General features: G+C 68.1%; 13 protein-coding genes and 1 pseudogene. 6 read left to right on the top strand and 8 right to left on the bottom strand.

Annotated elements, in window-relative coordinates; genetic code table 11:
- Nucleotides 1-91: 91 nt before the first annotated feature.
- The 5 genes from EBE87_RS28665 to EBE87_RS17340 all read right to left on the bottom strand — a co-directional run bounded on the left by EBE87_RS28665 (nucleotide 92) and on the right by EBE87_RS17340 (nucleotide 5,723).
- Nucleotides 92-637, bottom strand: coding sequence for a hypothetical protein (locus EBE87_RS28665; protein ID WP_147426059.1), 546 nt, complete (start codon nucleotides 635-637; stop codon nucleotides 92-94).
- Nucleotides 638-1,015: 378 nt separating this feature from the next.
- The gene (locus EBE87_RS17325) at nucleotides 1,016-2,449 is read right to left on the bottom strand and encodes an aminotransferase-like domain-containing protein (RefSeq protein ID WP_233553210.1); all 1,434 of its coding nucleotides are present in this window, start codon (nucleotides 2,447-2,449) and stop codon (nucleotides 1,016-1,018) included.
- Between the two features lie 61 nt (nucleotides 2,450-2,510).
- The gene (locus EBE87_RS17330) at nucleotides 2,511-3,386 is read right to left on the bottom strand and encodes a hydroxymethylglutaryl-CoA lyase (protein WP_456316276.1); all 876 of its coding nucleotides are present in this window, start codon (nucleotides 3,384-3,386) and stop codon (nucleotides 2,511-2,513) included.
- 29 nt (nucleotides 3,387-3,415) lie between these two features.
- Entirely contained in the window at nucleotides 3,416-4,693 is a 1,278-nt protein-coding gene (locus EBE87_RS17335) for a hydroxymethylglutaryl-CoA reductase, degradative (protein ID WP_120638434.1), read from the bottom strand.
- 46 nt (nucleotides 4,694-4,739) lie between these two features.
- Nucleotides 4,740-5,723: a Bug family tripartite tricarboxylate transporter substrate binding protein gene (locus EBE87_RS17340; RefSeq protein WP_120638435.1), complete on the bottom strand. Its 984-nt coding sequence runs from the start codon at nucleotides 5,721-5,723 to the stop codon at nucleotides 4,740-4,742.
- A gap of 444 nt (nucleotides 5,724-6,167) precedes the next feature.
- Here EBE87_RS17340 and EBE87_RS17345 point away from each other — a divergent pair, with 444 nt between their 5' ends.
- Nucleotides 6,168-7,355 carry an NHL repeat-containing protein gene (locus EBE87_RS17345; RefSeq protein WP_120638436.1) on the top strand — a complete coding sequence of 396 codons (1,188 nt, stop codon included), beginning with the start codon at nucleotides 6,168-6,170 and terminating at the stop codon, nucleotides 7,353-7,355.
- Nucleotides 7,356-7,571: 216 nt separating this feature from the next.
- Here the strand turns inward: EBE87_RS17345 and pqqC are convergent, their stop codons facing one another.
- Together pqqC and pqqB are read right to left on the bottom strand one after the other, a co-directional pair.
- Nucleotides 7,572-8,321 carry a pyrroloquinoline-quinone synthase PqqC gene (gene pqqC / locus EBE87_RS17350; RefSeq protein ID WP_120638437.1) on the bottom strand — a complete coding sequence of 250 codons (750 nt, stop codon included), beginning with the start codon at nucleotides 8,319-8,321 and terminating at the stop codon, nucleotides 7,572-7,574.
- On the bottom strand, nucleotides 8,318-9,247 hold the full coding sequence (gene pqqB, locus EBE87_RS17355; protein WP_120638438.1) for a pyrroloquinoline quinone biosynthesis protein PqqB: 930 nt from the start codon (nucleotides 9,245-9,247) through the stop codon (nucleotides 8,318-8,320). Before pqqB ends, pqqC begins: the two co-directional genes overlap by 4 nt.
- Before the next feature lie 396 nt (nucleotides 9,248-9,643).
- Between pqqB and EBE87_RS17360 the strand changes: the two genes are divergently transcribed.
- The 4 genes from EBE87_RS17360 (at nucleotide 9,644) to EBE87_RS17375 (ending at nucleotide 12,695) form a co-directional block, all read left to right on the top strand.
- Nucleotides 9,644-10,630, top strand: a complete 987-nt coding sequence (locus EBE87_RS17360) for an ABC transporter substrate-binding protein (RefSeq protein WP_158600880.1) — start codon at nucleotides 9,644-9,646, stop codon at nucleotides 10,628-10,630.
- On the top strand, nucleotides 10,627-11,433 hold the full coding sequence (locus tag EBE87_RS17365) for an ABC transporter permease (RefSeq protein WP_233553212.1): 807 nt from the start codon (nucleotides 10,627-10,629) through the stop codon (nucleotides 11,431-11,433). Before EBE87_RS17360 ends, EBE87_RS17365 begins: the two co-directional genes overlap by 4 nt.
- Nucleotide 11,434: 1 nt before the next feature.
- Entirely contained in the window at nucleotides 11,435-12,148 is a 714-nt protein-coding gene (locus EBE87_RS17370) for an ABC transporter ATP-binding protein (protein ID WP_233553215.1), read from the top strand.
- A gap of 124 nt (nucleotides 12,149-12,272) precedes the next feature.
- Nucleotides 12,273-12,695: a cupredoxin domain-containing protein gene (locus tag EBE87_RS17375; RefSeq protein ID WP_147465037.1), complete on the top strand. Its 423-nt coding sequence runs from the start codon at nucleotides 12,273-12,275 to the stop codon at nucleotides 12,693-12,695.
- A 57-nt stretch (nucleotides 12,696-12,752) separates the two neighbouring features.
- Here EBE87_RS17375 and gfa read toward each other — a convergent pair whose 3' ends face one another.
- A complete protein-coding gene (gfa, locus tag EBE87_RS17380; RefSeq protein ID WP_120638442.1) occupies nucleotides 12,753-13,331 on the bottom strand; it encodes an S-(hydroxymethyl)glutathione synthase in 579 nt (192 codons plus the stop codon).
- 906 nt (nucleotides 13,332-14,237) lie between these two features.
- Between gfa and EBE87_RS17385 the strand changes: the two are divergent.
- Nucleotides 14,238-14,392 (top strand): annotated as a pseudogene (locus tag EBE87_RS17385) (S-(hydroxymethyl)glutathione dehydrogenase); the annotation flags it as partial.

Below are 14,392 nucleotides of genomic sequence, written 5' to 3' on the forward strand. Positions count from 1 at the left end.
TTCTCGGGGTGGCGGCATACACCTGGCCTGGAGTCACCTGCCTGAAACTCCCGACGCAGCCTTCGCTGTCTGCCGCCACTGTCCAACCGGCTCACATCGCGGGCAAGGGAGTCGACCGGTCCAGCTCGCGGGCGGCCAGGGAGGTCGCATATGCCGCCTGGGGCAGCCGCGGCAGGTTTGAGAGGCGCGAGAGCGTGGCCTCACCGCCGCCAATGAACAGGGGCGGCTGAAGGGCACGCCGCGCTGCCTCGACATCGTTCGCGTTGAGGGCGCGCATGGCGGCATAGAGTGCATTCACCACGCTTTGAGCCGGCGCGCTGGGGGCGATTCCGACGGCATTCCGCACCTCCGTAAGGCCCTTGCGCAGTTCCACGCCTACCAAAGGCGAGAAGGTGTACCAGTCGGGGCTCTGTGGAATGTCAGTTGCAAGATATTCGTAGTTCGCCACAGCCCGGGCAGCCTCGGCCGGGCGTCCGACCAAGGTTTGGGGATTGGCGAAGGCATAGGAGGTTTCGATGACGGCTGCCCGCTGTGGGTCACCCGCGCCCTGGACGGAACCCGGGGGCAGATTGACGGTAGGTCCTGGTGGTTCAGAGCTGCCACACCCGCCGAGCAACGGCAGGATAGCCAGCGCCATCCACAGGAGCCGACGCCCACCTTGGGCTCGATCGCTGACAGAAGCCGAAACCATTTCTGATGACATAAGCGCCTCGCGGGAGTTCAGGTGTTGGTCTTCACTCAGTACATGGCCGCCCAGCGAGACTTATCCTGCCATGTAACAGCGCCGCCGTCTCGTCAGACCAGCAGAAAACGCATCCTTCATACTGAGATGTGATAGCTGGCGCAGCCATGCCTTTTGCAGACATGGCCCTCGCGGCTGCACACCATGCCTGCGTGTTCCAACGGCCGCCAGCCGCGCAGCGCGGCGGCCAGAGGCATGCTGCAGGCGCGGGAGGCGCGTCGCCCAGGGGAAGCGATACGCTTTTCATTCAGGCCTTTGCAGGCCAGGATCGGATCAGGATCTCAGGGCCAGGGCGCCAGACCTGCTGGCATCCACAGACTGCCGGAGAAACGAGAGAAGGCGGGAATCACTCGCATAGGCGACATTCACCCGCATCATCGCGGGATGCCGGCCACTGGACCGGCCCGGGCGAAAGATCGAGCCAGGCGCCAGAAAAATTCCCTGTGCCGAGGCGCGGTGGCACAGATCCGCCTCGTCGACGCCCTCCGGAAGCGGGACCCAGAGGTAGAAGCCGCCTCCGGGCGGCATCGAAACATGCCAGCCTGCGGCGGCCATATTGGCAACGGCGGTGGCCGTCGCGGTGTCGATGCGGCTTCTCAGGCGGCGGAGATGACGCAGGTAATGCCCGCCATTGATAAGATGCGCGATGAACTGCTCGGCGAAGCTGGAGGTTGAAACCACCGTCAGCATCTTCAGGTCGTTCAGCGCCTCCACGACGGAGGGCGCCGCTGCGACATAGCCGACGCGCAGCGATGCGGACAAAGTCTTCGAGAAGGTCCCGACAGAGATCACGCGCTGCAACCCGTCGAGCGCCGCGAGGCGGGGGCTGGCGGCCGGCAGGATATCGGCGAAAGGGTCGCATTCCACGATCGTCGTGCCATGCCGCTCGGCGGCGAGCACCACGCGATGCGCGACAGCGGGTGAGAGGGTGCCGCCGGTGGGGTTATGCGCCAGCGACTGGGTGAAGAACGCCTTGGGCCGGAATTCGGCGAGCTTCGCCTCCAGGTCGTCGGGGTCCGGCCCATCCGGCAGCCGCCGCACGCCGACAGCGCGGACCCGCGCGAGCCGCAGCTTGCCAAAGAGCGGGTAATAGCCCGGGTCGTCGACCAGCACGGTGTCGCCGAGTTCCGTCAGGTGGCGGATGACGATGTCGAAGGCGTGGTTCGCGCCGAAGGTGAGCAGGATCTGCTCCGGGGAGCAGGAGATCCCCCGCTCGACCATGGACAGAGCAATGCGCTCGCGGAGCGGCAGGAAGCCCCAGGAACTGCCATAGCCATGCTCCAGGCTGCCCCCGGGCCGCCACTTGCCGCTGGCGAACTGGGCGGCCAGCTCGGAACCCTCCATCCAGGAGGGCGGCGGACGCCCGTCTCCCGGCCGCACCTCGTGCCGGGCCTCCAGTTGCTCCCGCAGGAGGGATACCGTGTCGATGGCCTCCGCCAGGTGCGGCGGCACGCGGGCCCGCGCGGGCCGGGGCGCGGGGGAGGCGAAATAGCCCGCGCCCCGGCGTGCCTCCAGATGGCCCGAGGCGACGAGCCGGTCATAGGCCTCGGCCATGGTGTTCTTTGAGACGCCATGGTCCACCGCCGCACGCCGGACCGAGGCGAGGCGCTCCCCAGGCTTCAGCAGCCCGCGCTCGATCGCATCGGCCAGCCGCTGCACGATCTCGTCCACGCGGGTGGGGGGCCGCCCCGGGCGTCGCGTCTTCACCTGCTGCAACATCCACTCCCATGGGGCCTGGCTGCGCCGCATGGGCGAGCCTGGGCCCAGGTTACCCCAGCGCGAGCGCGACCCGCGAGCCCGTCGGCCGGCCCAGGGCCGCGCAGATGGCGGCGCCCGCCGCGCGAAGGCGGTGGAGGTCCAGGCCCGTCTCGATGCCCATGCCATGCAGCATGTAGACAAGGTCCTCGGTGGCGACATTGCCGCTGGCGCCCCTGGCATAGGGACAGCCGCCCAGCCCCGCGACGGAACTGTCCAGCACCGAGACGCCGAGCTCGAGGCAGGCCAGGATATTCGCCAGGGCCTGCCCGTAGGTGTCGTGGAAATGCAGCGCCAGCCGCTCCACGGGAACAGCCTCCGCCACGGTCTCCACCATCAGCCTGGCCTGCCGCGGCGTGCCGGTGCCGATGGTGTCCCCGAGCGAAACCTCGTAGCAGCCCATCCCCGCCAGGGCGGCGGCGACCGAGCGCACAGCGCCCGGGGCCACCTCACCCTCGTAAGGACAGCCCAGGACGCAGGACACGTAGCCCCTGACCCGCAGGCCTTCGGACAGGGCCTGCCGGACAACCGGCGCGAAGCGGTCGAGGCTCTCGGCGATGGAGCAGTTGATGTTCCTGCGCGAGAAGGTCTCGGAAGCCGCGCCGAACACCGCGACCTCCTCCACCCCCGCCGCGAGCGCCGCCTCCAGCCCCCTGACATTCGGCACCAGCACCGGCAGGCTGACGCCGGGGAGAGGCCCGAGCCGGGCCAGCACCTCGGCCGTTGTCGCCATCTGCGGCACCCAGCGGGGCGAAACGAAGCTGCCTGCCTCGATCGTCCGCAGCCCGGCCCCGGCCAGAGCCTGGTTCAAGGCCACCTTCGCTGCGACGGGGACGGTCGCGGCCTCGCTCTGCAGGCCGTCCCTGGGGCCGACCTCGACGATCCGCACAGCGGCAGGACATCCCACGGCCAGCCCCCTCAGCCCGCGCGGAGCCTCGCGAGCTCTTCCGCCGCGACATCGCCGCGCACCTGCCTGCGCCCCACAAGAACAGCCGCGAGCTTCTCGACCTCCGCGCCCACCGCGCCGGCGGCGATGGCGACATTCTGCGCGTGCAGCGCCATGTGGCCCTGCTGGATGCCGACGGTCGCGAGCGCCTTCATCGCGCCGAAATTCTGCGCGAGGCCCACGGCCGCGATGATCCGCGCCAGTTCCGCCGCCGTTTGCACGCCGATGACCTTGAGGCAGGCCTGGGCCGTGGGATGCACCTTGGTCGCGCCGCCGACGAGGCCGACCGGCATGGGCATCTCCAGCGTCCCCGCCAGGGCGCCATCGGCCGTGACCTCCCAGCTCGTCAGGCTGGTGTAGCGGCCGTTGCGGGCGGCATAGGCATGGGCACCGGCCTCCACGGCGCGTGTGTCGTTTCCGGTGGCGAGAACAACGGCGGAGACGCCGTTCATGATGCCCTTGTTGTGGGTCGCGGCCCGGTAGGGATCGGCCTCGGCGAAGTGGTAGGCGGCGATCATGCCGTCGCGCACCGCCTCGCCGCCGATCGCCGCGGCCGGCCACACAGCCCGGGCGCGGGCCAGGCGCCGGTCCGCGAGGTTCGACAGGATGCGCAGGAAGACCTTGCCCCCGGTCCAGCCCTCGATCGTGGGGGCGAGGGTCTCGGCCATGGTATTGACCGTGTTGGCGCCCATCGCGTCCCGCGTATCCACGATCAGATGCGTCACCACCATCGGCCCGCCCTTCGAGGACACGACCCGCACCTCGAGGTCGCGGAAGCCGCCGCCGAGGCGGACGAGCAGCGGGTCGCAGCCATCGCAGATCGCGGCGATCTCCTCCCGATGCTCCAGAATGCGGATGCGCGCATTCTCGGGGTCCGTCACGCCCACGAGCTGCACCTGGGCGATCATCAGATTACCCGAGACGGAGGTGACGAAGCCGCCGCTCTCGTAGCACTGCCGGGCGGAATTGCAGACGGCGGCGACAACGGAGGATTCCTCCGTCGCCATCGGCACGAGCAGGTCGCGGCCATCCACCTTCATGTTGGTCGCGATGCCGACAGGGATCGAAATGGTCGAGACGGTGTTCTCGATCATGTGGTCCGCCAGATGCGTGTCGATATTGCCGGCGCGGCCGAGCTGCGCGACGGCCGCGGCATCGAGGCCGGAGAAGGCCTCCACGGCGGCGAGCCGCTCTTCCGTGCTCATGCGGTGGAAGCCGGAGATGCGGGAGGTCAGGTTGCTGATGGGCATCGGTGGTCCTGTCGGGGTGTCGGGGGCGTGGGAAGAGGCCCGGGCCTCACTCCAGGCGGATATTCGCCTCGCGGATCACCGAGCCCCAGCGGGCGGTATCGGCGGCCAGGGCCTGCCGCAGCACGCCGGCATCGCCCGAGATGAGCTGCACGCCCTGCTCGGCGAGGCGCGCGCGGATCGTGGGGTCTTCCGTGGAGGCGCGAAGGGCCGCCGCGGCCCGCGCCACGACAGGCGCGGGCGTGCCCGTCGGAGCGAAGAGGCCCTGCCAGAAGAACACCTCGAAGCCCGGCAGCGTCTCTCCGATCGGCGGCAGGTCCGGGTAGTCCGGCAGGCGGAAGGGCGCGGTCACGGAGAGGCCGCGTGTCGCACCCTCCCGCAGGGTCGCGGCTGCCTCCTGCGGCGCCTGGAACATGGCCTGCACACGGCCCTGCCTGAGGTCGAGCGCGGCCGGCGCGCCTCCGCGATAAGGAACATGGAGGATATCGATGCCGGTCCGCGCCTTGAACAGCTCCAGGCAAAGATGGCTGACAGCGCCGGTGCCGGGCGAGGCGAAGCTCAGCTTGCCGGGATTGGCCTTGGCGTAGTCGATCAGCTCGGCGGTTGTGCGCACCGGCACCGAGGGATGCACATGCAGGATGAAGGGGGTCTGGAACACCATGCCCACCGGGTCCAGCTCGCGGCCGGGGTCCTTCGGGGTCAGGTTGGGCTGCAGGGTCGGGTTGATGGCGAGGGTCGTCGTGCCCATCACCAGCGTGTAGCCATCCGGCCGGGCGCGGGCGACGGCGGTCGCGGCGACGGAGGTGGCGGCACCGGGGCGGTTGTCGACGACCACGGGCACACCGAGTTCCTGCGTCATGCGCTCGGCGACGGCGCGGGAGGCGAGATCGGTGACGCCGCCCGGCGGATAGCCTTCAACGATGGTGACGGCACGGGCTGGCCAGGCGGCGGAAGCGTTCTGGGCTTGTGCCCGGCCAGCCGGAAAGAGTGCCGGCAGAGCCAGGCCGGCGGTGAGGACCATGCGGCGCTTCATTGGGCGTCCCTCCATGTTTTTTAACTGATTGGAGAGAAAGTGTCCCAGCAGGCCGCAGAGCAGAAGGGACAGTTCGACCGATTCTTCCTGGGACAGTTTCGGAGACCCGGCAAAAGAACAGAGATCAAACCAGGCAACGGTGCGCATTACGGCATGCGCCGGGCCGGGCCGCTCGATGAACCGCAGGCCGGCTGTTCGCCCCCTTCGCCATCATCAGCCGCCGCGCCCCACTCCGGCGCAACCGCTTCCGGAGTTGCATGGGCGCCAGGGAAGCCTCGCTGCGGAAGTGCCGAACGAGTTCGCAAGATCCGCGAGTCAAGCTCCAGCACCAGTGACGGAAAAGCTTGGCCACACTGGTGGGATGAGACGCCTCCACACCCCGCCCTTCCCTTTCGACGCCATTGAGTTATCGTGCCGGAAAAGAAACATCATGGGAGGAGAGGCATGCCTGTCATCATGCGGCGCACCATGCTGCGCAGCGCCTTCGGGATGTGCGCGGCTCTCGGCATGACCCCGCTGCTGACATCGCCATCCCTGGCTCAGGGCACATCGGCCAGCAGCCCAGCCGCCGGCGAGGCTGCCGCGGCCATAGTGCCTGAATTCCAGGTCGATCCCTTCTGGCCGAAGCCGCTGCCCAACAACTGGATCATTGGCGCCGTCGCGGGCGTCGCGGTGGACAAGCGCGACCACATCTGGATCGTCCACCGCCCCGGAACCATCGCCCCGCGCCAGCTGATGGCGGAGCGCAACCCGCCGGAGACGAGCTGCTGCGTCCGCGCCCCCGCCGTGCTGGTCTTCGACAAACAGGGCAATCTGCTGCGCCACTGGGGCGGGCCCGGCCCGGGATACGAATGGCCGGAGGTGGAGCACGGCATCTATGTGGATGCCAATGACTTCGTATGGCTCGCCGGCAGCGGGGCAAAGGACCACCAGCTGCTGAAGTTCACCCTGGACGGCAGCTTCGTGATGCAGATCGGCCGCTCAGGTCAGTCCAAGGGGAATGCCGATACCGCCAACCTGAACCGCCCCGCCGATGTCGAGGTGGATACCGAGGCAAGGGAGGTCTATGTCGCCGACGGCTACGGCAACCGGCGCGTCATCGTGTTCAACAGCGAGACCGGCGCCTATAAGCGGCACTGGGGTGCCTATGGCCAGCCACCGGTGGATGGCGGGCCTGAGGCCTATGGCGGCACAGCCGCCTATACGCCGGGCCAGCCGCCCTCGCGGCAGTTCGCCAGCCCGGTGCATTGCGTGCGGCTGACGAAAGACCGTCAGGTTTATGTCTGCGACCGCACCAACGATCGCTATCAGGTCTTCCGGCCGGATGGCACCTTCGTGGCGGAATACTTCATTGCGCCGCAGACGCGGTTGAATGGCTCGGTGGCCGATCTCGTGCCGTCGCGCGACCCATCACAGGATTTCCTGTTCAGCGTGGACAATTCCAACGGCGTGGCACGGGTCATCCGGCGGCGCGACGGCGAGGTGCTCTCCACCTTCGGGCGGCCCGGGCGGTATGCCGGGCAGTTTCATGTACCGCACAACATCGCACAGGACAGCGAAGGCAGCCTCTATATCACCGAAGTGGATAACGGCCAGCGGGTGCAGCGCTTCATACGCCATACCCCCTCCTGACCAGTCCAATCTTTCCAGGCTGGCGTTGGAAAGTCTGCTTACTGCTCCACCGGCGTATTCCAGACCAGGGGCCGGCTTCTCTGACGGCCCAGGCGAGCAGACAGGAATTCTGCGTTGGCCAAGCTCAGGCCACGCAGCTTCCCGACGAAAAGGTGCAGCAGGCTATGGCACGCAAAAATCACCGGCCGGCTGCCAAGCAGGAAAAGCGGTTCCCCGTCACGCGCGCGGCCTCCAGGCGCCGGGCGGCACATGCCCAGGGGAGACATAGGCATAATCCAACGCGTCTAACTGCGCCCAGAGCACGCCGCATTTGAAGCGCAGCGCATCCAGCACGGCTTGCTGCTGCTCAAACGTGCGGGCGTGTTCCTTGACGTAATCCAGCGCGAAGGCGACGTCCTTCGGTGCCTGGGTCAGCCGGGGCGTGAAATAGGCCAGGGTCTCCGGCGTGACGAAGTCGTAGTGGCGCAGCATGCCCGACACCCGCTCACTGATGATATTGGGCGAGAACATCTCGGTCAGTGACGAGGCGATGGCCTCCAGGATCGGCCGGTCCCGGACGAAGTTGACATAGGCATCCACCGCATGGCGCGTCCCCGGCAGGATGCCGGCGGTGGAAACCACGTAATCCCGATCCAGCCCCAGCCCGTCGGTCAGCTTCAGCCAGCGGGCGATGCCGCCGTTCTGCTCCGCGCCTTCGGGTTGGATATCGCCGTCATGGTCCTCGATCCGGCTGCGCCACAGGCGGCGCAGCGCCGGGTCCGGCAGGCGCGCCACCACGTAGGCATCCTTGGCGGGGATGCGGCTCTGGTAATAATACCGATTCAGCGCCCAGGCCTGAACCTGCACGCGGTTCAGCTTGCCGCCGTGCAGCGCCCGGTGGAACGGGTGCAGGTTGTGGTAGCGCTCTATCCCGATCTGCCGCAGCGCGGCTTCCAGAGCTTCGGGCGAGAGGAGCGGCGCGCTCACAGCCGCACCTCCATGCCGTCGAAGGCCACCTGCCACCCGGCAGCTTCGGCCTCGGCCCGCTCCGGCGAGTCATCCAGCAGGACAGGATTGGAATTGTTCATGTGGATCAGGATCTTCCGCTCTACGCCCAGTTCTGCGAAGGCAGCGATCGTGCCTCCCGCGCCGCTGACGGACATGTGGCCCATGCGCTGGCCTGTCTTGGGGCCGAGCCCGGCCAGGATCATCTCATCATCCCGCCACAGGGTACCGTCGAAGAAGACCAGCGCGGCACCGCGCAGCAGTTCCGCCAGCCCCGGTGTCATGGCGGCACAGCCGGGGATGTAGATCATCCGCCGGCCATCGGCCTCCAGCGCCACGCCCACGGTGCTGCCGTCGTCTTCCTCCAGCGCCAGAGCCCCGCCGGAGGTCGGCTCCATATAGAGCGGCACTTTGCCGGGCACGGGGAAGAGCATGGCTGTCAGGCCGGTGGGCGCGCCGGCGGCGGCCAGCAGCGGGAACCATTGCCGCAGCGGCACGCGCTGGCGCGTCACCACCTCGCGCGACAGGGCCTCGAAGATCGGATTGCTGTCCAGCAGGTTGTGCACGGCATCGGCGGCGACCAGCCGCAGGGGCTGGCGTTCCCTGAGGGTCAGGAGCCCCGTGACCGCATCGACCTCGCCACCCGTCAGCAGCACGCCGGCGATGGGCGTGGAGCGGAGGCCTTCCCGCGCGTGCAGGCAAGGCGTGGCGAGGATCTGCTGGCGCAGGTCCGGCGAGGCATTCAGCAAGTACCAGGCTGTGCCATTGGCGCTGACCGCCAGCGAGGCCTGGCTGCGCGCCAGGGCCGCGGGGTCGCCGGCCCGGGCGCGGCGGCATGCCGTTGTATTGGAGTTCCATTGCGGAAAGCCGCCGCCAGCCGCAGATCCAAGAACCACAGCCTGCATCATAGAAAAACCGGTGTCCTGGGCATGCGCCTTGCTCGCCAGCGGCAGGCAAGGCTGGCCTTCACTGCGCGGCGCCGCAGATGCAGCGCGCGGTCGCGGCACCAGGACAAACGCCTATCTGCGAGGCTTTCCAGCGCATCGTCCTACGCACCATGAATGAGTGACGGGAGATGGGATGCGAATCTGCGCCCATGCCTTTCCTATAGGACACCGCATTCATTCTGTCACCAGATCATGATCCGTGTGGAAGGCGTCCTGCCGGTTCAGCGCAGGGCGCGCGTCCAGGATGCCACATCTCCATGCACCGCCTTGGCGAAAGACAGCGAAGAGCGTCCTTCCAGATCCGCCGGCGGGCGCGCTAGTCTTGGCATCAAGAAGAGCCAAAGGGAGGATGCACGCTTGCTGCCCCGAAGGACTTTGCTCGCCCTGGCCGGGCTGGCCTGTGCGGCACCGCGCCCTGGGCTCGCTGACACGGGCCGCAGCCTGCGGATTGGTGTTCTCCGCTTCGGCACCCTGGCCTGGGAACTCGACACCATCGCGCGGCACGGCTTGGCGGCGGCGGAGGGTGTCAGGATCGAGACCGTCGCCCTGGCCTCGAACGAGGCTGGCCGCGTGGCGCTGCTGGCAGGCTCCGCCGATGTCATTGTCAGCGACTGGCTCTGGGTCGCCCGCCAGCGCGCCGAGGATCAGCCGCTGCAATTCGCGCCCTTCTCCAGCAGCATCGGCTCGGTGATGGTGCCGGCCGGCTCCGCCATCACCGATCTTGCCGGGCTGCGTGGCCGCCGCATCGGCGTATCGGGAGGCCCGCTCGACAAGGCTTGGCTCCTGCTGGTCGCCCGCGCCCGCCGCGACGGGATCGACCTGCCTGCGGTGGTCGAGCCGGTCTATGGCGCACCGCCGCTGCTGGCGGAACAACTGCTGCGCGGAAGGCTGGACGCCGCGCTGGTCTTCTGGAACTTCGCCGCCCGGCTGGAATCCGAAGGCGCGCGCACCCTGCTGGCGGTGGAGCGGATCGAGCAGGACCTCGGCGCCGAAGGGCCGGTGGCCATGCTGGGATATGTCTTCAACCAGCGCTGGGCCGAGGCCAACCGTTCCGCGCTGGACGGCCTGTTGCGGGCCTCCGGCCGGGCCAAGGCCATCCTGCGTGACGACGACGCCGAATGGCAGGCGCTGCGGCCCCAGATGCAGGCGGATTCGGAGGCCATGTTCCTGCGGCTGCGCGACCATTTCCGCGCCGGCATCCCAACACGGTCCGTGGCGGCCGAGGAGGCCGATGCCCGGCGCCTCTATGCCATCATGGCGGAGCTGGGTGGCCCGCGTCTGGTGGGGCCGGCCACGGCACTGCCGGCGGGCAGCTTCTACCGCCCTGCCGGCGCGCCGCCATGACGCAGGGGGTGCCGGATGCCCGGCATCATACCGGTTACCGGGCGTTTGCCCTGGAGCATACTCCGCTGCTGCTCCGCGCCGGCTCGGCGGCCTGCTTCCTGCTGCTGTGGTGGATGATCGCCATCTGGGCCGCGGACCGCGCCCTGCCGGACCCACCGGCCGTGCTCCGCGCCGCGGCGGCGGCCGTGGCGGATGGCAGCCTGCCGCAGGCGCTCGGGGCCACGCTGGCGCGTGTTATGGCAGCTTTCCTGCTGGCCATGGCGGCGGGCAGCGTGATCGGCATCCTGATGGGGCGCTCCCGCCTGGCGGATGCCGCGGGCGACTTCTGGCTCGTGCTGCTCCTCAATCTCCCGGCGCTGGTGGTGATCCTGCTGGCCTATATCTGGTTCGGGCAGACCGAGGCGGCCACGGTGGTCGCCGTCGCCCTGGTCAAGCTTCCGGCCGTGTCGGTGACGCTGCGGGAAGGCGCGCGCGCGCTCGACCCGCAACTGGATGAGATGGCGAAGGCCTACCGCTTCAGCCTGACGGCGCGCTGGCGGGACGTGATGCTGCCGCAGTTGCAGCCTTATCTGGCAGCGGCGGCGCGGGCGGGGCTTGCCACGGCCTGGAAGATCGTGCTGGTGGCCGAGCTGCTGGGCCGCCCAAGTGGCGTAGGCTTCGAGATGAACCTGCGCTTCCAGGTTTTCGACGTGGCCGGGTTGCTGGCCTATGCCCTGGCCTTCGCCGCGGTGATGCTGGCCATCGAGGCGGGCGTGATGCGCCCTGCCGAGCGGCGCGCCCGGGCCTGGCGGAACCTTGCCTGACTTGCAGCCCGCGCCACTGATCCTGGACATCCGCAGCAAGCGGTACCGCCGCGCGGGCTATCCGGCCACGGAAGCCTTGCGCGACCTGCGCCTGGTGTTTCCGCCCGGCAGCGTCACCGCCGTGCTCGGCCCCTCCGGCTGCGGCAAGACCACCGCGCTGCGCATCCTGCTTGGCCTCGACACCGCCTTTGAAGGAGAAGTGCGGCACCGGCCGGACCGCATCGGCGTGGTGTTCCAGGAGCCGCGCCTCCTGCCCTGGCGCAGCATCGAGGCCAACCTGCGGCTCGCCGCCACGGCGGCTGGACGGCCGCATGACCAAGTGGCGCCCTTACTGGAGCGGGTCGGGCTGGGCGGCTGGGGCAGCCGCTTCCCCGGGGAGCTGTCACTCGGCATGGCGCGGCGCGCGGCCCTGGCACGGGCTCTGGTGGTGGAACCGGAACTGCTGGTGCTGGACGAACCCCTCGTCTCCCTGGATGACGCCACGGCGTCCAGGCTGCGCGTCCTGCTGGGCGAACTGATCGCCGAGTGCGGCATCACCACGGTTCTCGTGACCCATCAGCTGGAGGATGCGCTGGCGATGGCGGATCGCATCGCCGTCTTCGGGCGCCCTCCCCATTCCTTGCGTGGCGTTCTGGAGAAGCCAAAAGGCAGTGCCGGCAGCCTGGCTCTGCTGCGCCGTGAGTTGGCCCGGCGCTTTCCGGAGCAGGCCGGGTGAGCGGATGGCTGTTTTATGCTTGAGCGCGGGCGTGATACGGCTTCATGCTGAATCCGGAATAAGAACAAGCCAGCTGCGGGAGGAAAGCAGAGCCATGCCGATATGTCTGAGCCGAAGATCAGTGGTGGCTGCGGGGCTGGCCATAGCCTGCGCGGGAGCATGGGACAGCCGGCCCGCATCGGCGCGCGGCGATCTGGCGACCCGGGCCCAAAGGCTGGAGCCCCTGATCATGGGCTCCACTGAGGATGACTTCACCCTTTCGCAGCGCGAATACCGCCTGGAGACAGGCCGCTACTACCGCTGGCGCATCGCCTCCGCCGGCCGGCGCGAATACAATCTGGTGGCGCCGGAATTCTGGCGCAATGTGTGGATCCGCCAGGTCGCGGTCGGCAAGACGGAGATCAAGACCGGCATCCTGGAAGAGCTGGATTTCGACGATGTCGGCGAGGTCGAAGTCTTTTTCGTGCCGGTGCGAACAGGGAATTTCACCTTCCGCGTGAGAGGGCTGGAAGAGCGTGGCATGACCGGCAACCTGATCGTCGAATAAGGTCAGGAGCCCCGGAAACGGGCGGCTACGCCAAGCCGCCCGCTGGCTTGCCATGGATCAGGGCGGCGGCACCTGGGATGGCTTGGCGCCATGCGCCGCAATCGCATCCATCAGCGGCGGTGAAAGGCAATCATAGGGTTCCAGGCCGAGTTCCTTGAGGCGCGCGCGCAAGGCCCCCATGCGCTCCGGACTATAGCCGGATTCAATGACCGAAGAGACGAAGGCGGCGAATTCCGGCGGCGCCCAGCCGGCTTCCTGGAAGAGTTCCGGATGGATGAAGTCGAAGCCGTAGAACGGATGATTCTTGTTCTCGATACGCCCGTACATATGCACGCCACATCCTGTGCAGGCATAGCGCTGGATGGCGGCCGTGTCATCGACGATGGCCAGCTTGTCGCCGTTCTCGATCACCTCGAGCTTGTCGCGCGGCACCACCGCGACAATGGAAAAGAGGGCTCCAGCCGGTTTCCAGCATTTCGTGCAGCCGCAGACGTGATCATGCGCCACCTTCGAGGAGATCCTGATCTTGACCGGCCGCTCCGTGCAATGACAGACCAGCGTCCCGCCGGTGAATTGCGCCGACGACGCCTTGAGGCCCTGGTCCACCAAAGGATGAATCCTGATCGTCTCGGACATCTTTTTTCCTCCCTGCCGGTTGATGGTCTGGTCGCGAATTCCCTCTAGTCCGCAGGCACGCATGATGATGCGAAGTCGAAACTATGCTATGAGCATGAGCCAAACATTGGGAGGTGGTAAAGTGCAATCAGCAGCGGCCTGCCACCGATTCAACCTCCCGGCAGAAACACGGGGAGGCAGTGAGCCAAAGCCCGCTTGTTGCGGCGCAACAGACCGGTGGCGGAGCCTCGCGCACTATCAGTAGAACGCGAGCCATGGCTCCTCAGCGTGTTAACCTTGGCTTTGGCCCCACAAGGCGTTCTATCGTGATCTGACCAAGAAGGCGTGAAAGCGCTTTTAAAAAGCAGGAGGACGCACATGAAGACCACAGCCACGGGTTTGGGCCTGCTCGTCTCGCTCCTCGCCATTTCTCCGGCTGCCCTCGCGCAGGCACCTCAGGGCAGCAGGCCGCAGGGCAATACGCAGTCCGGCGCCGCGATGAACGATGCCCAGAAGCAATCCTCCGGGACCGGGAATACGGGTACTGCGGCGCAGCCGGTACCTCAGACCCATAGCCCCCGCCCCCCCGGCGCCAGCAACACGCCCGCCACAAGGAGGCCGGAAGGCAATCTGGGATCGGGGGCGGCGATGACCGGCGCCCAACGGAATTCGGCCGGCGCGGCGGCGACGGGCGGAGCTCCGCCGCCGCAGCTGCCATCCACCACCGCTCCTGCTCCCTCACCGGGCACGGGCAGCCAGCCACGGTGAGCGCGGCGCCGGCGTGGCGACAGGATGCCATGGCGCAAGGGCAGACTTTCCGCCCAGGCAAGCGACGTGTCCCAGGCAAGGCTGGAGGCAGAGCGAATGTTCTGAATGCCGGCCGGCTCTGGATCATGGTCAAGAACAAGAAACGGAGGAAGCGCCAGGATGAAGACACGCGCCGCAGTTGCCTGGGAGGCCGGCCAGCCGCTCTCCATCGAGGAGGTGGACCTGGAAGGCCCGCGCGAGGGGGAGGTGCTGGTGGAGGTGAAGGCCACCGGGCTGTGCCACACCGACAAGTACACGCTCTCGGGTGCCGATCC

This window comes from Teichococcus wenyumeiae, assembly GCF_003696345.1.
In the GTDB taxonomy this organism is placed as follows: Bacteria; Pseudomonadota; Alphaproteobacteria; order Acetobacterales; family Acetobacteraceae; genus Pseudoroseomonas; species Pseudoroseomonas wenyumeiae.